At 68.2% G+C, this 19,143-nt stretch carries 12 protein-coding genes and 2 pseudogenes; 7 read left to right on the top strand and 7 right to left on the bottom strand.

Annotated features, from left to right (window positions below):
- Genes ACHMW8_RS17325 through ACHMW8_RS17315 form a run of 3 tightly spaced genes read left to right on the top strand, consistent with a single transcriptional unit; the run spans position 1 to position 2,536 of the window.
- Positions 1-822, top strand: coding sequence for a CheR family methyltransferase (locus tag ACHMW8_RS17325; protein WP_395443211.1), 822 nt, complete (start codon positions 1-3; stop codon positions 820-822).
- Positions 819-1,397, top strand: coding sequence for a chemotaxis protein CheB (locus tag ACHMW8_RS17320; RefSeq protein WP_125157994.1), 579 nt, complete (start codon positions 819-821; stop codon positions 1,395-1,397). Before ACHMW8_RS17325 ends, ACHMW8_RS17320 begins: the two co-directional genes overlap by 4 nt.
- Positions 1,394-2,536, top strand: a complete 1,143-nt coding sequence (locus tag ACHMW8_RS17315) for an ATP-binding protein (RefSeq protein ID WP_395443210.1) — start codon at positions 1,394-1,396, stop codon at positions 2,534-2,536. Before ACHMW8_RS17320 ends, ACHMW8_RS17315 begins: the two co-directional genes overlap by 4 nt.
- 98 nt (positions 2,537-2,634) lie before the next feature.
- Here ACHMW8_RS17315 and ACHMW8_RS17310 read toward each other — a convergent pair whose 3' ends face one another.
- From ACHMW8_RS17310 to ACHMW8_RS17280, 7 genes and pseudogenes are all read right to left on the bottom strand, one after another.
- The gene (locus tag ACHMW8_RS17310; protein WP_395443209.1) at positions 2,635-4,263 is read right to left on the bottom strand and encodes an alkaline phosphatase D family protein; all 1,629 of its coding nucleotides are present in this window, start codon (positions 4,261-4,263) and stop codon (positions 2,635-2,637) included.
- Between the two features lie 82 nt (positions 4,264-4,345).
- Positions 4,346-7,540 carry a TonB-dependent receptor domain-containing protein gene (locus ACHMW8_RS17305; RefSeq protein ID WP_395443208.1) on the bottom strand — a complete coding sequence of 1,065 codons (3,195 nt, stop codon included), beginning with the start codon at positions 7,538-7,540 and terminating at the stop codon, positions 4,346-4,348.
- Positions 7,541-7,675: 135 nt separating this feature from the next.
- Entirely contained in the window at positions 7,676-8,662 is a 987-nt protein-coding gene (locus ACHMW8_RS17300) for a FecR family protein (protein WP_395443207.1), read from the bottom strand.
- Entirely contained in the window at positions 8,631-9,233 is a 603-nt protein-coding gene (locus tag ACHMW8_RS17295) for an RNA polymerase sigma factor (RefSeq protein ID WP_395443206.1), read from the bottom strand. Before ACHMW8_RS17295 ends, ACHMW8_RS17300 begins: the two co-directional genes overlap by 32 nt.
- A gap of 70 nt (positions 9,234-9,303) precedes the next feature.
- Positions 9,304-10,497, bottom strand: a complete 1,194-nt coding sequence (locus ACHMW8_RS17290) for a hypothetical protein (protein WP_395443205.1) — start codon at positions 10,495-10,497, stop codon at positions 9,304-9,306.
- Between the two features lie 85 nt (positions 10,498-10,582).
- Positions 10,583-11,362: a transglutaminase family protein gene (locus tag ACHMW8_RS17285; protein ID WP_125157988.1), complete on the bottom strand. Its 780-nt coding sequence runs from the start codon at positions 11,360-11,362 to the stop codon at positions 10,583-10,585.
- A gap of 78 nt (positions 11,363-11,440) precedes the next feature.
- Positions 11,441-12,896: pseudogene (locus ACHMW8_RS17280) on the bottom strand (short-chain fatty acyl-CoA regulator family protein).
- Between the two features lie 182 nt (positions 12,897-13,078).
- Here ACHMW8_RS17280 and ACHMW8_RS17275 point away from each other — a divergent pair.
- The 4 genes and pseudogenes from ACHMW8_RS17275 (at position 13,079) to ACHMW8_RS17260 (ending at position 19,134) form a co-directional block, all read left to right on the top strand.
- Entirely contained in the window at positions 13,079-14,698 is a 1,620-nt protein-coding gene (locus tag ACHMW8_RS17275) for an isocitrate lyase (RefSeq protein WP_125157986.1), read from the top strand.
- Between the two features lie 37 nt (positions 14,699-14,735).
- Positions 14,736-14,969: a hypothetical protein gene (locus ACHMW8_RS17270; protein WP_125157985.1), complete on the top strand. Its 234-nt coding sequence runs from the start codon at positions 14,736-14,738 to the stop codon at positions 14,967-14,969.
- An 82-nt stretch (positions 14,970-15,051) separates the two neighbouring features.
- Positions 15,052-16,629 (top strand): annotated as a pseudogene (gene aceB / locus ACHMW8_RS17265) (malate synthase A).
- A gap of 252 nt (positions 16,630-16,881) precedes the next feature.
- Positions 16,882-19,134, top strand: a complete 2,253-nt coding sequence (locus ACHMW8_RS17260) for a transglycosylase domain-containing protein (protein WP_395443204.1) — start codon at positions 16,882-16,884, stop codon at positions 19,132-19,134.
- Positions 19,135-19,143: the final 9 nt, after the last annotated feature.

Below are 19,143 nucleotides of genomic sequence, written 5' to 3'. Positions count from 1 at the left end.
GTGTCCGAGATCGAAGACCTTGAAATCCAGCTGCTGCTGGAGGCGCTGTTCCAGCGCTACCACTACGACTTCCGCCACTACGCGCGGGCGTCGATCAAGCGGCGCCTGATCCAGGCGCGCCTGCATCTGGGGTTCGCGACCATCTCGGCGATGCAGGATCGCGTGCTGCACGACGCCTCGATGCTGCCGCGCCTGCTGGACTTCCTGACCGTGCAGGTCAGCGAGATGTTCCGCGACCCGACCTACTTCAAGGCCCTGCGCGAGAAGGTGCTGCCGCACCTGCGGACCTATCCGTCGCTGAAGATCTGGATCGCGGGCAGCAGCACCGGCGAGGAGGTCTATTCGCTGGCCATCCTCTTCAAGGAGGAAGGCCTCTACGACCGGACGATCTTCTACGCGACCGACATCAATCCCGAGGCGCTGGCCGCCGCCGAGGCCGGCGTCTACACGATCGACCGCATCCGCAAGTTCACCGAGAACCACCAGAAGTCCGGCGGCAAGTCCTCGCTCTCGGACTACTACACCGCCGCCTATGGCCGGGCCGCGTTCGACAAGAGCCTGCGCGACCGGGTGGTGTTCTCGGACCACAGCCTGGTCACCGACGCGGTGTTCGCCGAGATGCACCTGATCTCGTGCCGCAACGTGATGATCTATTTCGATCGTCCGTTGCAGGACCGCGCCATCGGCCTGTTCCGCGACTCCCTCACCCGCAAGGGCTTCCTGGGCCTGGGCTCGAAGGAGAGCCTGCGCTTTTCCAGCCACGCCAGCGCCTTCACCGATTTCGTGCCGGGCGAGAAGATCTACCAGAGGCGCGAGCCATGAGCGGGACGCCGATCCAGGCCGTCGCGATCGGGGCCTCGGCCGGCGCGGTGCAGGCGCTGCTGGCCATCCTGCCCGCCCTGCCCGCCAGCTTCTCGCTGCCCGTGCTGGTGGTCGTGCACGTGCCGCCCGACCGCTCCAACATGCTGGTGCCGCTGTTCCAGTCCAAGTGCCGGATCAAGGTCAAGGAAGCCGAGGACAAGGAGCCCGTCGAGAACGGCGTCGCCTATTTCGCACCCTCGGACTATCACATGCTGGTCGAGACCGACGGGTGCGTGGCCCTGTCGACCGACGAGCCGGTGAACTATTCCCGCCCCTCGATCGACGTGTTGTTCGAAAGCGCGGCGGACTATTATGGATCCGCCCTCGCGGGCGTCATCCTCACCGGCGCCAATCACGACGGGGCCGCAGGGCTCAAGGCCGTGGCGGACGTCGGCGGCGTGGCGATCGTCGAGAACCCGGACGGGGCCTACGCCTCGGCCATGCCGACAGCGGCGCTGGAGGCCACCCCCTCGGCGAGGATCATGAGCCACGACCAAATCGTATTCTTTTTGTCGAGTCTGGGGACCGCGCGATGACGGCGGACAAACCGATCAACTTCCTGCTGGTCGATGACCTGGAAGAGAACCTGCTGGCGCTGGAAGCCCTGCTGCAGCGCGAGGGCCTCACCTGCCTGAAGGCGCGCTCGGGCGAGCAAGCCCTTGAACTGCTGTTGGTCCATGACGTGGCCCTGGCCCTGCTGGACGTGCAGATGCCGGACATGAACGGGTTCGAACTGGCCGAGTTCATGCGCGGCGCCGCCCGCACCAGCCACGTGCCGATCATCTTCGTCACCGCCGGCGTGGCCGACGCCACGCGCCGGTTCCGAGGCTATGAAGCGGGCGCGGTCGACTTCATCCAGAAGCCGATCGAGGCCGACATCCTGCGCAGCAAGGCGGCGGTGTTCTTCGACCTCTATCGCCAGCGTCAGCAGATCGAGGCCCAGCGCGACGAATTGGAGGCCGCCGCCCAGGCCCTGCGCCGCGCCGACCGGCACAAGGACAGCTTCCTGGCCGTCCTGGCTCATGAGCTGCGCAACCCGGTCGCGGCCTTAAGCGGCGGCCTGCACCTGCTGGGCAAGGACATCGCGCCCGAACGCGCCAACGACATCCGCACCCGCATGGACCGGATGCTGACTCACCTGTCGCACCTGGTCGACGACCTGCTGGACGTCTCGCGCGTCAGCCAGGGCAAGATCTCGCTGCGCAAGCAGCGGATCGAACTGACGGAGGTGCTGCGTTCGGCCATCGAGGCCAGCCAGCACAATCTCGACGCCGGAAAACACCAGTTCGTGGCCGAGATGCCGGCCGAGCCGATCTGGCTGGACGCCGATCACACGCGCCTGGCCCAGGTGGTCTCCAACCTGCTCAACAACGCCGCCAAATACACCCCCGAGGGTGGAACGGTGACGCTGAGCGCCGGCGCGAACGGGACCATGGCCGAGATCCGCGTCGCCGACACCGGCGTCGGCGTGCCGCCTGACATGCAGTCGCGGATCTTCGAGATCTTCGCCCAGGTCGAGGACCACCTGACCAAGGCCCAGGGGGGCCTTGGCATCGGCCTGGCCCTGGCCAAGCAGCTGGTGGCCCTGCACGGCGGCACGCTGAGCGTGGAAAGCGCCGGTCAGGACCAGGGCAGCACCTTCACGGTGCGCGTGCCGATCGCGGTCGAGGGTTAGAGCATTTTCCGACGAAGTGGATGCCGGTTCGTCGTCGGAAAATGCGCCAAAACGGCACGCCAGAGCATTTCACCGATCCAGTTGGATCAGAAAATGCTCTAGCCCGCGAACACCTTCCGCCCGCGTTCCACCGTCATCCGGTGCGAGCCCGCGACCGCGAGGCTCCGCGCCTTGATGGTTTGCATGAACAGCCACTCGCCGGTCACGCGCTGGGGCGTGATCCGCAGCATCATGTAGCCGCGCTGGCTGGTGTCGGCCCACTTCATCTCGGGATTGGCGGCCATGAAGCCCGCCGCCACCGCCTTCGGATCGGACGCGAAGGTGCGCTCCATCCCATTCGAGGTGACGCTATGGCCGGCGAACTCGACCCCCGCCGGGCGGCCGTCCTCCACCAGGCCATAGGCCCAGGCGTTGTGGCTGTCGCCCGACAGCATGACCAGGTCGGCGTCGGCGCCCTGCGCCGCCTTCAGCAGCCGCGAGCGCGCCGCCGGATAGCCATCCCAGCGGTCCATCCACATCGGCAGCCCCGCCCGGGCGGCGCGGACATTGTCGCGGAAGCTGTTGAGGCTCTTCTCGGTCGCGTCGGGACGCAGCCAGTCGACGGCGTCCTTGGGCATGACGGTGCGGCCCAGGATCGTGCCCATGCCGACCATCTGCCAGCCCTTGTTGCTCTTGAGCGCATGGTTCAGCCAGCTCTCCTGGGTCGAGCCCAGCATGGTCGCCGAGGGATCCCTCCAGGGCCCGTCGCGGAACGCCTTCAGCGCCGCGTCCGGGTTCTCGGCCTTGAACGCCGCGCCCATGCTGATCTGCTGGGTGCGACCCAGCAGGCGCGACTCGGTGCGGTAGAGCGTGGCCAGCGCGCCGATCTGGTAGGCCTTCCACGGCTCCTCGGAGACCGGCATCCACTCGCGATAGACCTGCATGGCGGCGGCCTTGCGGACGCCCCAGTCGCCCTCGGTGGCGGCCTGGTGGTTCTGCGCCCCGCCCTCCCAGCTGTCATTGGCCGACTCGTGGTCATCCCAGAAGCCCACCATCGGGGCCATCTGGTGCAGCCGTTGCAGGTCCGGGTCCGCGCGATAGCAGGCATAGCGGAGGCGGTAGTCGGCCAAGCTCAGGATCTCGGTGACCGGTTGCAGCATCGCCTTGCGGCCATCGGCCCAGTCGCTGTCGCGGGTCGAGGCCACGCCGTATTCATAGATGTAGTCGCCGGTGTGCAGCCACAGATCCAGATCGTCGCGCGCGGCGGCGTGGCCATAGGCGTTGAACCAGCCCACGGGCAGGTTGGCGCATGAGAAGACCGCCAGATTGAAGCGATCCACCGGCCCCAATGGCAGGGTCTTGGTGCGGCCGACCGGGGACTTGTCGCCGTTCGGGGCGATGAAGCGATACCAGTGGATCGCGCCGGGCTTCAGCCCATCGACCGTGATCTTGGCCGTCCAGTCGCGATAGGCGCCCGTGCGGACGACGCCGCCGGCCACCACCTTGGCGAAGTTCGGGTCCTGGGCGACCTCGACCTGCAGGGTCGGCGTGCTCTCGCCCGCCGCCGGGACATAGCGGGTCCACAGCAGCATGGAGTCCGCGCCCGGCTCGCCGCTGGCGACGCCGTGGGTGAAACCCGTGGCGCCCAGCACCTCGGCGGCCAGCGCGCGGCCCAGCGGCGACAGGAAGGCGGCGGCGCCCAGGCCGCCGGCCAGGACCAGGCGGCGGCGATCGATTTTAAGAACCATGACGCGATCCTCGGGCTGTGGATTTGGGAAAGGAAATGGCCGCGCCCAGGGGAGAGGCGCGGCCATGGAAGGGATCGGCGACCTAGAAGGTGCCCTTGATCCCCACGTTCCACATCGAGCCGTAGATGCTGTACTGCTGCACCCGGCTGCGGTCGTTCGAGTAGACGATGTCCGGCGCGTTGAAGATGTTGCGGCCGGCCAGCATCACTTCGAACTGACGATTGATCTTGTAGCTGGCGCTGACGTTCCACAGCTCGCGCGACGCGCGGTAGAGGATGCCGTTGTTGGCGGTGGTCGGCGTGTTGCTCAGCGCGCTGGTGCGGGCCGACGACTGGTAGTTGCCGGTCAGCTGAATGTCGAACTTGCCGTAGCTGTAGCGCAGACCCCAGTTGGCCGAGGTCTTGGGCAGGTTCACGCGCTCGCCGTCCGGATCGACCTTGGTCACCGAGGCCCGCAGGCCCAAGCCGCGCAACGCGCCTGGCAGGAAGGTCAGCTGCTGGTCGTATTCCAGCGTGACGCCCTTGTTGGTGCTGGTGCCCGGCAGGTTCTGGGCGCTGCGGAAGGTGTAGCCGGCGTAGTCGGCGGGATTGTAGCCGACGTCGGCGGGATCGACGGTGATCCCCGTCACCTGCATGTCCTTCACGTCCAGCTGATAGGCCGAGAGGGCGATGACGCCCGACGGCTCGAGATAGTACTGCAGGCTGGCGAAGGTCTTTGTCGAATGCTCCGGCTTCAGCAGCGGGTTGGGCACGGTGACGATCAGGTTGTTGTCGTCCACGGCCACCACGCCGCCCAGGTTGCCGTAGTCCGGGCGCAGGATCGATTGGCTGAAGGCCAGTTGGCCGACAAGCTTCTTGGTCAGGTCGTACTTGACGCCGCCGCTCCAGAACCAGTCGTCATACTCGCCCTCGCGGGTCGTGTAGGTCCCGTTGCGATACTGGTACAGCAGGCCGGCGACGGTGCTGGTCGACAGGCCCGCGGCCGTCACCTCCTTGGCCGAGCGGATGTCGGCGACGCGCGCCTGGGTCTTGGTCTTTTCGTAGCGCAGGCCAAGGTCGAACTGGGCCTTGCCGACACGCGGCTGCACCTCGGCATAGGCCGCGCTGACCTCTTCGCCGATCTTCTTGTTGTTATCCAGCTGGCGCTTCAGGTTGCCGACGGTGTCGGGCACGAAGTAGTCGGGGTGCTGAGCGTAGATGTCGTAGACGCCGTAATTGCTGTCGGCGCGCCAGTGCTGGTCGTTCAGGTTGCCGGCGTCGAAGCCGTGGATCTTGAACGCGTAGTGCTGGGTGGCCGGGATCATGGCTTCCGGCGCCTTCTGGCTCAGGTCGCCGGTCGGGCCGACGTACTGGAACTGCTTGTACGAGCCCTCGACGGTCTTCCAGGCGTTGGTGCGATACCCCGCGCCGGCCAGCACCTTGAGCTGGACCTGACCGAAGGCGAACTTCTTCTTCAGGTCCAGATTGGCGCCGTACATCTGGTTGTTGGCGTTCGACTGCGACGTGCGGATGTTGTTGCCGATGTCGTCGTCGCGGTTGAAGCTGGCCGGGTCGCCCCACGGCCGGCCCGCCGTCTGCTTCAGCGTCCAGGCGTTGGAGTCTTCCGACGCGCGGTCCAGGGTGAAGCCGATGCGGGTCAGGTAGCTGTCGGTGCGGACGAAGAAGCCCCGGTCGTTGTCCTCGAAATTGAATTCCGAGCTGGAATAGCTTGCTCTCAGCAAAGCCTCGAAGGTGTCGCCGCGATATTCCAGCTTCGGCGCGAACAGCCAGGCCGGCGTGCCGGCGTAGCGGTGCGAATACTGGGTGTGCAGGCGGGTGTTGGTCCCGTTCGGATTGACGACAATGTGCGTGCCGGTCGAGTCCGCCGTGGCCTGGGTGGCCGTTGTCGTGCCGAAGATCAGGTAGGTGTACTGATTGAAGTACTCGACGTCGTAGAACGAGTAGGTGCTGCGCAGCGACAACGCCAGCTGGTCGGTGATCTTGTAGTCGACGCTGAGATTGGCCGCCTTGCGGTGGGTCAGCTTCGGACCCGGGCGGTACATCAGTTGGTACGGAATGATCCGGCCATTGGCCAGATAAGACCAGTCGGTCTGGATGCGGTCCTGCTGGACGAAGTTGGCGTTGTAGCTGGCGTTGAAGGCGACGCCGAGACGACCGTCCAGGAACACGTCGGCGTAGCCGACCTGGGCGGACGGGAAGATCGTCGAGTGCTTCTTGTCGTCCGGCAGATACTGGCGCGACAGCGTGGAGTCGGACGTGCCGACGCCGCCGACCTGGAAGCGCAGCAGGCGGCCGTTGCGCTGGAAGGCGTACTTGCTGCGCAGGTTGATGGACCCGCCGGGGCTGTCGGCGTCCATATTGGCCTGCAGGGTGTTGTTCAGCTCGATCGAGTCGATGCCGGTGATCGACATCTGCTCGAAGGAGTTCTGGCGGCCGGCGTTGTTGTTCGAGGTGGCCGTGGCCATGCGCGCGCCGTCGGTGGTGAAGGTCGAGTACTTGGGATCCAGGCCCCCGATGCGCACGGCGGTGGCGTCGACCTCGGTATAGTCCAGCGACAGGCCGGGCATGTTCTTCATGAACTCGCCGACATCGCCCATGGTCAGGGCGCCGAAGTTGTCGGCGGCCACAACGGTCTTGGCGTTGGTCGAGGCGCGGCGCTCCATGATGGCGGCGGCCTGGCCTTCGCGCTTGGCGGTGATCGTCACCGCCTCGACGCCTTCGCTGGCCAGGGCCGAGGCCGGCGGCTGCAGCGAGAACTCGACGGTGGTCGTCTGGTCCGGGGCGACCGTGACGATCTGCCTGGACTCCTGCAGGCCGGCGTACTTGACCACGACGGTGACGTCGCCAGCCGGCACGCCGGTCAATCGAAAGTCGCCGCCGTTCTCGGACAGGGCGACGATCGGCGTGCCCTCGACGCGGATCTCGGCGTTGCGGACGTACTCATGGGTCGCGGTGTTGAAGACCCGGCCGCGCACCGCGCCCGCGCCGGCCTGGGGGCGCGCGACGCCGGCGGCGGACCCGGCCTTCAGGGTAATGACCTGGCCGTCGTCGGTGTCGATCCGCAGCGGCGTGCCCGCGATCAGGCGACGCAGCGCCGCGCGGACGTCCATCGTGCCCTTCACGGCCGGGGTCTGGATGCCGCCGAGGTCGCGGGCCGGAGCCACGATCTGCACCTGGCCCTGACGGGCCAGCTCGGGAATGGCGCGGACGGCCGCCTGGGCCGGAACGTCGAAGACGCGCTCCTGCGCGAAGGAGGGCGCGGCGATCGCGAGCGCCACGATCGACGTCCCGCAGGCGAGGACGGAGTAACGGGAAATCATAGGCAAGCACCCCCAAGGTCATCGCGTTGGTCGCGACCTTCGCGATTGAGAGGAACCGGCCGAGGCCTTCCGCTAACGGTAATAAAAAACTTCTTATTCGGCGACGGATCGGGTGCTCAGCACCACCGTGTCGCCGCGCTGCTCCAGCCTGGCGTCGAACACCCGCGCGATGGCGCGGCTGAAGCCCACGGGATCATTGGCGGCGAACAGGCCGGTGACCGGTTCGCGCGCCAGAACGGGGTCGCCGATCTGGATGCGGGTGTCGCTGTAGCGGGCGAAAACCTCCGCCGCCTGACTCAGCGTCTCGCCCTCGAAGGCCAGCTTGCCTTCGCGCCAGGCCAGCTCGCGAGTGACGACCTCCGGCGCGACCGCCCGCGGGCGGTCGCCCCCGGGACGATCCGACAGCATCAGCCGCGTGTTGTCGGCCAGCCGGACCGGCTGGGCCGAGACCAAGGTCGGCGCGACCTCGACCAGGCCCTGGTTGACCAGCACGTCGACCGGCGCCCGCTCCAGCTTGCGGACGCGGAAATTGGCCTGGGCCGTGCTCAGCCGCCGGCCGTCGACCTGGACGATGAACGGTCTACGGTCGTCGCGCGCGACCGAGAAATAGGCCTCGCCCTCCAGCAGGGCGACGATCCGCCGTCCCTTGTCGTAGCGGACGCGGATTCTGGTCTCGGTGTTGAGCAGGACGGTCGAGCCGTCCTTCAGCGGCGCCAGGCGGATCTCGCCGCGCTCGGTGCTGATCACCGTTCCCGCGGCGGCCGGCAGGCCGACGGCCAGGGCGGCCAGCGACGCCGCCGCCGCGCCGCCGCCCCAGATCAGGGCCTGGCGGCGCGACAGGCGCGCGACCTTCGGCGCGGCGAAGTCGGCGGGGTCGAAGCCGTCGCCCAGCGCCTGGGCGGACTCGCTCATCATCGCCATCGCCCGGGCGCGCAGCATCGCGCCCTTGCGGCGCGGATCCCCCGCCAGCCAGGCCTGGAAAGCGTGTTCTTCCTCCGCGGACAACGGTCCGCGATCCAGCCGCGCCGTCCAGTCGGACGCCGTCTGATCAATGTCTCGACTGGATTCTCGCTGGGCCATCGACCGGGGCAATCTCCGCTTCCAAGGTCCTAGAGGTTTGGGACCGCCTGTTTCCGCTACGCCCGAACCAATCAATCAGGAATAGGACGCCCCGGGATATGTAAGTCTCGACCGTATTCTCCGAAATTCGCATCCGCGCGGCGATCTCACGCTGGGGCAGGCCCTTGACCCGCCTGAGCACGAAGGCCTCGCGGGTCTTGGCCGGCATGGCCGCGATCGCCTGCGCCAACCGTCGAAGTTCGTCCCGATCGATGGCCAGGCGCTCCGGTGAGGCCGCCTCGTCGGGATGCTCCAGCCGCTCCAGGTCCTCGACCGTCTGGATCGAGACGATGCGGGCCCGGCGCACGTGGCGCACCACGATCGAGCGGGCCACCTGGAAGAGATAGGCGCGCGGATGGCGGATGCCCTCGACGCTCTCCTGTTCGGCCAGGATCGCATAGGCCTCCTGGATGACGTCGTCGGGATCGATCCCGACCGGAACGCCGCGCGACAGCCAGCCCCGCAGAGCGGATTCGTGCGGCAGGATGTTGCGCAGGAACCACCGTGTTCTTTCCCTGTCGGCGCCGCTCATCGTCCACCCGCTGACTGGATTCGTCTCACCACGGAGCCTTCGCCTAGAGCCCTATTGTGACAGTCAGACCTCACCGCGCGGCAGGGTTGTCCGCCAGCTTTCGCAACTCGTCGGCGGTGACGGGAACGAACGGCTTGTGGGCGTCGCCGGTCCAGCGATTGAGCGTCAGGTCGGCCGTCTGGCCGTCGGGCGTCTTGGCGTTGACCGCCAGATAGAACAGGCCGTCGCCGACCGGCTGCAGCCCGACATCGGCCTTCTGGTTCCAGCCGCGCACGCCGGTGGCGGGATCCTTCAGGCCGTCGTCGGCGAGCGGCAGAACCCTCCCCTGCTCCCAGCCCCGCCCCGCCTTCACGCCGATCAGGTCGCCGGTCTTCGGCTGCGCGGCGGCGTCGAAGGCGTAGAGCCCATAGTTCGGCCAATTGGGCTTCTGGCCCGGATAGACGCCCATGAACCAGCGCTTGGAGGCGTCGTCATAGGCCAGGTTCTGGACGCCGTAGCGGGTGTTGCCGGTGCGGATGAAGACCTTGGCGTCCGCCGTCGCCGGGCCATTGTGATGCGGCGCGGCCTCGGTCAGCGGACTGGCGTAGCGGTCCCAGTCCGTGACGTCGTACTGCAGCAGCACCTGCTGGTCGTTGTCGGTCCGGGTGGTATTGCCATAGACGCCGTAGGCTACCGTCAGGTAGCGCCTGCCATCCGTGTGGCCGAACGCCGGACCGAACGACACGCCGTCGACGCCCGAGGCGTCGTAACGGTGATCGGGCGAGGCCACGACGTCGCCCTTGAACTTGCCGTCATCGCCCTCGAACACGCCGTCGCCGTTCAGGTCGGCGCTGTAATCCTTGACCACCTCGGGCAGGTAGACGGTGCGGAAAAGCGCGCTGCCGGACGCCTCGACGCCGACGCGGTCCAGCCGGGCCACGTCGATCACGGCGATGTAGAAGGCCTTGTCTTCCTTGTACTCCAGCGAGCCGTAGACCTTGCCGTCGGCCGGGTTGAAGTCGAGGTCGCCGAGGTGTCCGGTCCAGCCGACCAGCGTGCCGATCAGCTTGCCGCTGAAGTCGTACTTCGCCAGCAGGGTCGTGAACGAGTAGTAGATGAAGCCGCCCCGCACATCGACGGCGACGCCCTGCACGTGGCCGGCCTTCCAGGTCCCGCCGTTCTGGGTCAGCGGCAGGTCGGCCAGGCCCCCCTCGGCGAGCGCCGGACTGCCGACGCACAAGGCCAGGATCGAGGCGGCCAGGGCCAGGCGATGACGAACGGACATGGCGAAGACCCCAACCCAGCGTTGGCGGGCGGACCTAGGGCGTCTTGGCGACAGCTTGATGACAGTTCGGCGTCGAGAGGCGGGCTCAGGGCGCCTCTCGGATCGAGAAGCTCTGCTCGATCAGGGCGGCGCGGCCGAAGATGGTCATGAAGGCGATGTCGGCCGCGTCACGCCCCGTGGCGACCCGCACCAGGCCGTCGATCGGCGCCTTGCCCGTGGCGTCGACCAGGCGCCAGCGGCCGCCCAGATAGACCTCGGCGATGGCGTGCAGGTCCGGCGGCTCCAGCTTCCAGGCATAGGCGCTGACCGCTCGCGCGGGTATGTCGGCGGCGCGGCACAGGCCGATGATCAGGTGCGTGAAGTCGCGGCAGACGCCGGCCCGGTCGACCAGGGTGTCGATCGCCGTCGTGCCCGAGTTGCTGACCCCGCCCAGATAGTCGATGTGCTCGCCGATCCAGTCCAGCATCGCCTGGACCTTGGCCCCGCCCTGGAGCTGGCCGAACTCGCGCTCGACGAACGGCTCAAGCCGGTCGGACGGGCTGTAGCGGCTGGCGCGCAGGAAGGGCAGCACCTCGCTGGGCAGGTCGCGGATGGCCATGGCCGGCGCGTCGGCCAGGTCGTGGTCGCGTCGCATGACCTCCACCTGGGCGCGGTAGAGGGCGTTGACCGTTCCCGTGGCCGTGAACACCGTGCGCCGCTCGAACGTCACCGGATCGTCGACCCGCACGGCGTCGACATTAGGCCAGAAGGTCAGGGCTTCCAGCCCCACCACCTGGTCGGGCCCATGGGCGGCCTCGACCAGCAGCAGCACCTCGCACGGGGTCGCGAAGTCATAGGTGAGCGAGGCTTCGACGTCGAAACGCATGGCGATCCCGGAAATGGGGCGACCGAGAACCGGTCGCGCCGCCTAACAATCCGCCAGGATGGCTTCGGTTCAGAACGTCTAGCGAGCGAAAGGAAATGGCGATAGCGACTTGCTGGTCTCCTCGACCAGCAGGGTGCGATTGATTGGCGCCCGCCGCACGCTGGGGACAGGCCGGGCGTTCGCAGATCCGGCACGAGGGCCCGATCTCGACGGTGATCGGCGCGGCCATGTCCAGGCCCCGCGCATGGACCAGCTTCGACGCGTATTTCAGCTCGCAGCCCAGGCCGACGACCAGTTCGTCCTCCAGCCCCGCCTGCAGGCCGGAGGTCCGCCGCACCGTCCGCGACAGGGTGAAGTAGCGCTCGCCGTCCGGGGTCTCGATCACCTGGGTGACGATGCGCCCCGGGGTCTTGAAGCTGTCGTGGACGTTCCAGCGCGGACAGGCCCCGCCGAAGCGCGAGAACGGAAAGGGCCCGGCCGCGAAGCGCTTGGAGATGTTCCCCGCCGCGTCCAGCCGCATCATGAAGAACGGCACGCCGCGCGAGCCCGAACGCCCCAGGGTGGTCAGCCGCTGGGCGGCCTGCTCGTAGCTGATGCCAAAGCGCGGCCGCACCCGCTCGATGTCGTAGCCGCTGGCCTCCATGGCCGCCAGGAACGGCTCGTAGGGCATCATGATCGCGGCGGCCAGATAGCTGTCGAGGAACACCTTGAGCAGCTGGCGCGTGGCCCGGTCGGGGGCCTTGAAGCGGTCGGTCAGGTCCGACAGCACCTCCCCGCCCTCCATCAGCCCCAGCTGGTAGCACATGCCGAAGGTGCGGCTGGCGTGGGCCAGGGTCTCCGACAGCATCAGGCGCTTGCGGTGATGGTCGTAGCGGCGCAGCGAGCCGGTCATCACCTCGACCGGCATGATCCGGGTCTGGATGCCGAACCGGCTCTGCAGGCGCTCGCGGACCGCCGGCGCAAGGTCCTGCGGGTCGGCCTTCAGCTGGGCGACGATCTTCTCGGCCAGGGTCTCCAGCTCGGCGAAGTGGTTGCGCTGGGCGCCGACCAGGTCGCGGACCCAATCCGTCGGCGACGACTGCTCCGAGGCCGGCCCCGTCCCGTCCGGACGCTCGAAGGCGCCCAGGTCGATCATCCGGCCGCGATCCAGATAGGCGCGATAGAGCCGCGTCATGGCCTCGGCCAGGCCCGGCGACAACTCGGCGACCTCGGCCGCCTCATGGCGCGAGATCCCTAGATCCGCGAACATCTTGTCGGCCAGCACCTCTTCCAGCCCCGCCCCGCCGCCCGGATCGTCGGCCGACAGGCTGCGCAGGTCCAGGTCATAGGCGTCGGCCAGCCGCAGCAGGATCTGCGCGGTGACCGGCCGCTGGTTGCGCTCCAGCAGGTTCAGGTAGCTGGCCGAGACGCCCAGCTCCTCGGCCATGCGCGCCTGGGTCACGCCCAGGTCGCGCCGCAGCCGCTTGAGCCGCCCCCCGAGGAACAGCTTCTTGTCGCCCTGTTTCTTGTCGAGGGGCTTTTTGTCGCCGGTCATGTTCTGGAGCGTCGCCATTCGGTCAATCTGTCACGGCTTTACACATCTTACAAAGTCATTCTGTGACAAATTGCCTTCAATAGGTTCGACCGATCCCGCGGCGCGGCGTTAGCTCGCCAGGACGAGTTTTCCTTGGCCCGCAAGGCGCAACGCCCCGGGCCCCGTAGTGGGATCGAACGACCATGACGCAGCGCAAGACCTATGCCGAACACCGCGACGCCCTGCTGGCGCGCTATCCCGATGGCGTTCTGCCGGGCGGCGTCGGCATCGACGACGTCATCCAGCTGAAGCTGCAGAACACCTTCCCGACCCACCTGGACATCGCCCGCGCCATGGCCCCGGTCATGCGCGCCGACATGGCCGCTTACGACGCCGACAGCAGCAAGTTCACCCAGTCGCTGGGCTGCTGGTCGGGCTTCCACGCCCAGCAGATGATCAAGTCGGTCAAGCGCCTGCGCGGCACGACCAAGGGCGCCTATGTCTATCTCTCGGGCTGGATGGTCGCGGGCCTGCGCAATCGCTTCGGCCACCTGCCCGACCAGTCGATGCACGAGAAGACCTCGGTCGTCGACCTGATCGAGGAGATCTACGTCTCGCTGCGCCAGGCCGATGAAGTCGCCATCAACGACCTCTTCAAGACGCTGAGCGCCGCCCGCAAGGCCGGCGACCAGGTCGCCGAGCAGGCCGCGATCAAGGCGATCGACAACTTCGAGACCCACGTGGTGCCGATCATCGCCGACATCGACGCCGGCTTCGGCAACGAGCACGCGACCTACCTGCTGGCCAAGGAGATGATCAAGGCTGGCGCCTGCTGCCTGCAGATCGAGAACCAGGTCAGCGACGCCAAGCAGTGCGGCCACCAGGACGGCAAGGTCACCGTGCCGCGCGAGGACTTCATCGAGAAGCTGCGCGCCTGCCGCCTGGCCTTCGAGGAACTGGGCGTCGACCAGGGCGTCATCGTCGCCCGCACCGACAGCCTGGGCGCGGGCCTGACCCAGAAGATCCCGGTCAGCCAGGAGCCGGGCGATCTGGCCAGCGACTACATCAAGTGGCTGAAGACCGAGCCCGTCACGCCCGAGAACCCGCTGAAGGACGGCGAGCTGGCGATCATGAAGGACGGCGCCTTCGTCAAGCCGGTCCGCATGCCCAACGGCCTGTTCGCCTTCCAGGACGGCACCGGCCGCCAGCGCGTCATCGAGGACTGCATCGCCAACCTGACGCAAGGCGGCGCCGACCTGCTGTGGATCGAGACCGACACCCCCAATGTCGACGAGATCGCCTCGATGGTGAACGAGATCCGCAAGGTCGTGCCCAACGCCAAGCTGACCTACAACAACTCGCCGTCGTTCAACTGGACGCTCAATCTGCGCAAGCAGGTGCGCGACCAGTGGATCGCCGAGGGCAAGATCCACAAGGACAGCTACCCGGAAGGCAACGCGCTGATGTCGGCCGAGTACGACAAGAGCGACCTGGGCCGCGAGGCCGACGAGCGCCTGGCCCGCTTCCAGGTCGACATCGCCGCCCGCGCCGGGGTGTTCCACAACCTGATCACCCTGCCGACCTTCCACCTGACCGCCAAGAGCGTCGACGAGCTGTCGCGCGGCTATTTCGGCGAGGAGCGGATGCAGGCCTATGTCAACACCGTGCAGCGCGAGGAGATCCGCCGCGGCGTCTCGGCCGTGAAGCACCAGCACGAGGTCGGCTCGGACCTCGGCGACACCTTCAAGGAGATGGTCGCCGGCGAGCGCGCCCTGAAGGCCGGCGGCCACGCCAACACCATGAACCAGTTCGCGGCTGAATAGCCGCGAACCCCTTCCCTTCGATCGAGGAGCCAAAGCCATGACCGCCACGCGTTTCGCCCCCGCCGCCATGCCGAACTCGGACGCCAAGGAGCGCGCCGTCGACCGCGTGGCCGAGGCCTCTCACCGCCTCAACGAGGCCGTGCGCCGCGCCATCGAGGCCGGCTACTCGGTCGAGCTGGTGCGCGCCTCGCGCCACCACGACGGCTCGGGCAACTGGGGCGACCAGATCGTCCCCACCGTCCGTGACAAGGGCGCCGAAAAGAGCGCCTAACTAAAGATAACCGACCAGAAGTCCCGAAGACGGCTCCCCGGACCTCCCGGGGAGCCGATCCCACCGCCACGGAAAGCTTCCCATGCCGCTCGACATCGCCGCCAACATCCAGGTCACCGGTCCCGTTGAAGGCCGAGCTGCGGAAGTACTCACCCCCGGAAGCCCTGGCCTTCGTGGCCGACCTGCACCGCCGGTTCGACGCCCTCCGCCGCGAGCTGCTGGCCGCCCGCCAGGCGCGGCAGGCCCGCTTCGACGCCGGCGAGCTGCCCGACTTCCTGCCGCAGACCGCCGACATCCGGGCCGCCGACTGGACCGTCGCCCCCGTCCCCGCCGACCTGCTGGACCGCCGCGTCGAGATCACCGGCCCGGTCGACCGCAAGATGATCATCAACGCCCTGAACTGCGGGGCCAAGGTGTTCATGGCCGACTTCGAGGACGCCACGGCGCCGACCTGGGCCAATGTCGTCGAGGGCCAGATCAATCTGAAGGACCGCTGGTCGGGCGACCTCACCCACGTCGACGCCAAGTCCGGCAAGGCCTACGCCATGGGTCCGACCCCGGCGGTGCTGAAGATCCGCCCGCGCGGCTGGCACCTGATGGAGCGCCACCTGGAGGTCGACGGCCAGGCCGTGGCCGGGGCGTTGTTCGACTTCGGCCTCTACGCCTTCCACAACGCCAAGGCGACGCTGGCGCAGGGCTCGGGTCCCTATTTCTACCTGCCCAAGCTGGAGAGCCATCTGGAGGCTCGCCTCTGGAACGAGGTGTTCGTCCGCGCCCAGGAGGCGCTGGGCCTGCCCGTCGGCACGATCAAGGCCACGGTGCTGATCGAGACCATCCCCGCCGCCTTCGAGATGGACGAGATCCTGTTCGAGCTGAAGGACCACATCGTCGGCCTGAACTGCGGCCGCTGGGACTACATCTTCTCGTTCATCAAGCGCCTGGGCCGCCGCCCCGAGTTCCTGACCCCGGACCGCTCGGCCATGGTCATGGGCAAGGCCTTCCTGGGCGCCTATTCGCTGAAGCTGATCCAGACCTGCCATCGCCGGGCGCCTTCGCCATGGGCGGCATGGCGGCCCAGATCCCGGTCAAGGGCGACGACGCCGCCAACCAGGCCGCCTTCGCCAAGGTCAAGGCCGACAAGGAACGCGAGGCCGGGGCCGGCCACGACGGCACCTGGGTCGCCCACCCGGATCTGGTGTCCGTCGCCATGGAGGTCTTCGACCGCCTGATGCCGGCGGCCAATCAGCGCGACAAGAAGCTGGCCGATCTCGACATCACCGCCGCCCAGATGCTGGAGCTGCACGAGGGCGTCCGCACCGAGGCCGGCGTGCGCGAGAACATCCGCGTCGGCGTCCGCTACACCCAGGCCTGGCTGGAAGGCCGGGGCGCGGTGCCGCTCTACAACCTGATGGAGGACGCCGCGACGGCCGAGATCTGCCGCACGCAGCTGTGGCAGTGGGTCCGCCTGGGCGCGGCGCTGGACGACGGCCGGGTGCTGACCTCGGAGCTGTTCATCGGCCTGTTCACCCAGGAGATGGCCGACCTGCGCCGCGACTTCGCTTCGCCGCGCCTGGAAACGGCCGCCGAGCTCTTCACCCGCATGGTGCTGTCCGACAGCCTGGAAGAATTCCTGACCCTGCCGGCCTACGAACTGATCTAGCCGACCGCCTGATCCAACCGAACGCATGACCGCAAAGAAAAAGCCCGGCGAAAGCCGGGCTTGAGAAGTAGGGGAGGAAACGCCCAGGAAGGGCAGAGGCCTCAGCCTCACGGAGGTCATCTATGCCTGGCCGAACGCCATTCAAGGGCGGAGCGGAAGAAACTTCGGTTTCAACGCGCTTGGCTTGCCGGGGCCGTGTGGTAATGAGCGCGCTCGACGAGTGAGGGCCTGGCCCGAAGCGAGCGCCAGTCCATGTCCGACCCCGCCGATCCCAAAGACATCCCGCCGGCGCCGAAGCCGAAGCCGCGCAAGCCTCGCGCCACCGCCGCGATGACCTCGGCGGCCGCCCTGCCCGAGACGTCGACCGACCCTGTCGCGCCAAAGCCGCGCCGCCCGCGCAAGCCGCGCGCGCCCAAGCCGCCGGTCGAGGCGGTCGAGGCGGTCGCCGAAACCCCGGACATCGTCGAAGAGACCCCGGCCCCCCCCGCGCCAGTCGTCGAGCCCGAACCCGAGGTCCCGCCCGAGGAAGCGCCCCCTCCCGAAGCCGAGACCGAGCTGCCGGAAGCCGTCGAGGCGATCCCGGAAGCCGCCCTCTCCCCGGCCGAGCCCGTCAAGACCGCCAAGCCGCCGATCTGGAAGCGTTCCGCCTGGCTGATCGGCGCGGCCGCCGCCGTGGTGCTGGCGGTCGTGCTGGTCGCCTCGCTGTTCTGGTCGCTGCCGCTGAGCCGCGCCCTGGAGCCGCTGAACAATTCCGCCATCGTTCTGGTCGCTGATGACGGCTCGCCGATCGCCCGCCGCGGCTCCTACAAGGAAGCCCCGATCGACGTCGCCAAGCTGCCGAAATACGTGCCCGGCGCCTTCATCGCCATCGAGGACCGTCGCTTCTACAGCCACATGGGCGTCGACCCGAAGGCGATCGCGCGGGCGCTGGGCAAGAACGCCCAGGCCGGCGGCGTCTCGGAAGGCGGCTCGACCATCACCCAGCAGCTGGCCAAGAACGCCTTCCTGAGCAGTGACCGCAACCTGCGCCGCAAGGCGCAGGAGGCGTTGATCGCGGTCTATCTTGAGGCCCGCCTCTCCAAGGACGAGATCCTGTCGCGCTACCTGTCGTCGGTCTATTTCGGCGACGGGGCCTTTGGCCTGCGCGCCGCGGCCCGGCACTATTTCGGCAAGCCGCCCGAGCAGCTGTCGATCGGCGAGGCCGCCATGCTGGCCGGCCTGGTCAAGGCCCCGTCCCGCCTGGCCCCGACCAACAACATCGAAGGCGCCCGCGAGCGGATGCGCGTGGTGCTGGGCGCCATGGTCGAGACCAAGACCATCACCCAGGCCCAGGCCGACGCGGTCGGTGAGGTCTCGGCCATCGAGAACCCCGACAAGCTGCCAACCGGCTCCTACTTCGCCGACTGGGCCCTGCCCCAGGCCCGCGCCGCCATCGGCGCCCGCTATGGCGAGACCATCGTCAAGACGACCCTGGATCCCGCGCTGCAGGCTAAGGCCGAGAAGATCCTCAACGACTTCATCGCCCGCGACGGCAAGGTCCTGAACATCACCCAGGGCGCCCTGGTGGCCATGCGCAAGGACGGCCGCGTCGTGGCCATGGTCGGCGGCCGCGACTATGGCTCGAGCCAGTTCAACCGCGCCGACGGCGCGCGCCAGCCGGGCTCGTCGTTCAAGCTGTTCGTCTACCTGGCCGCCCTGCAGTCGGGCATGACCACGACCAGCCCGATCCTCGACACCCCGGTGCAGGTCAGCGGCTACACGCCGAAGAACCACGAGGGCAAGTACCGCGACCGCGAGATCCCGCTGATCAGCGCCTTCGCCGCCTCGTCCAACGTCGCGGCCGTGCGCCTGGCCCACGACCTCGGCCCCGCCAAGGTGATCAAGGTCGCCCGCCAGCTGGGCGTCACCGAGAAGATCCCCGACGACCTGACCATGGCGCTGGGCACCGGCTCGATGAGCCTGACGCGCCTGACCGCCGCCTACGCCTCGATCGCGGCCGGCGAATATCCGATCGTCGCGCACGCCCTGGACACGTTCCAGAAGCCCAAGACCACCGCCTACGACCCCAAGGTGCTGGCCGGCATGCGCGACCTGCTGCGCTCGGCCACCCATCGCGGCACGGGCCTGGAAGCGGCCATCGACGGGGCCTATGGCAAGACCGGCACCACCCAGGACTATCACGACGCCCTGTTCGTCGGTTACGTCGACGACCTGGTCGTCGGGGTCTGGGTCGGCAACGACGACAACAGCTCGATGAACGGCGTGGTCGGCGGCGGCGAACCCGCCAAGATCTGGAAGGCCTTCATGCTCTCGGCCCTCGGCCGTAGCGCCGCCCCGGCGGTCGTCGAGGACCCGCTGGACGACCTGGGCCTGCCGCTGGAGGGCGAGATCGGCCCCGATGGCCTGCCGGTGGTCCCGCTGACCGTGCCCGCCGACCCGCTCCCGCCGGCGCCCGTCGCGCCGGTCGCCCCCATCGCGCCGCCGCCGCCCGAGCCGCGCCCCTAGGCACACCCC

The sequence above is a fragment of the Caulobacter sp. UC70_42 genome (assembly GCF_044056025.1).
GTDB lineage: Bacteria > Pseudomonadota > Alphaproteobacteria > Caulobacterales > Caulobacteraceae > Caulobacter.
The sequence above is the reverse complement of the archived record's forward strand: the minus strand, read 5'-3'. Positions and strand labels throughout refer to the sequence as shown.

What these genes read in the sequence shown, in the direction of transcription:
- ACHMW8_RS17320 (WP_125157994.1), top strand. Translation starts at nt 819, where the DNA reads ATGAGCGGGACGCCGATCCAGGCCGTCGCGATCGGGGCCTCGGCCGGC.
- ACHMW8_RS17315 (WP_395443210.1), top strand. Translation starts at nt 1,394, where the DNA reads ATGACGGCGGACAAACCGATCAACTTCCTGCTGGTCGATGACCTGGAA.
- ACHMW8_RS17310 (WP_395443209.1), bottom strand. Translation starts at nt 4,263, where the DNA reads ATGGTTCTTAAAATCGATCGCCGCCGCCTGGTCCTGGCCGGCGGCCTG.
- ACHMW8_RS17300 (WP_395443207.1), bottom strand. Translation starts at nt 8,662, where the DNA reads ATGGCCCAGCGAGAATCCAGTCGAGACATTGATCAGACGGCGTCCGAC.
- ACHMW8_RS17295 (WP_395443206.1), bottom strand. Translation starts at nt 9,233, where the DNA reads ATGAGCGGCGCCGACAGGGAAAGAACACGGTGGTTCCTGCGCAACATC.
- ACHMW8_RS17290 (WP_395443205.1), bottom strand. Translation starts at nt 10,497, where the DNA reads ATGTCCGTTCGTCATCGCCTGGCCCTGGCCGCCTCGATCCTGGCCTTG.
- ACHMW8_RS17285 (WP_125157988.1), bottom strand. Translation starts at nt 11,362, where the DNA reads ATGCGTTTCGACGTCGAAGCCTCGCTCACCTATGACTTCGCGACCCCG.
- ACHMW8_RS17275 (WP_125157986.1), top strand. Translation starts at nt 13,079, where the DNA reads ATGACGCAGCGCAAGACCTATGCCGAACACCGCGACGCCCTGCTGGCG.
- ACHMW8_RS17270 (WP_125157985.1), top strand. Translation starts at nt 14,736, where the DNA reads ATGACCGCCACGCGTTTCGCCCCCGCCGCCATGCCGAACTCGGACGCC.
- ACHMW8_RS17260 (WP_395443204.1), top strand. Translation starts at nt 16,882, where the DNA reads ATGTCCGACCCCGCCGATCCCAAAGACATCCCGCCGGCGCCGAAGCCG.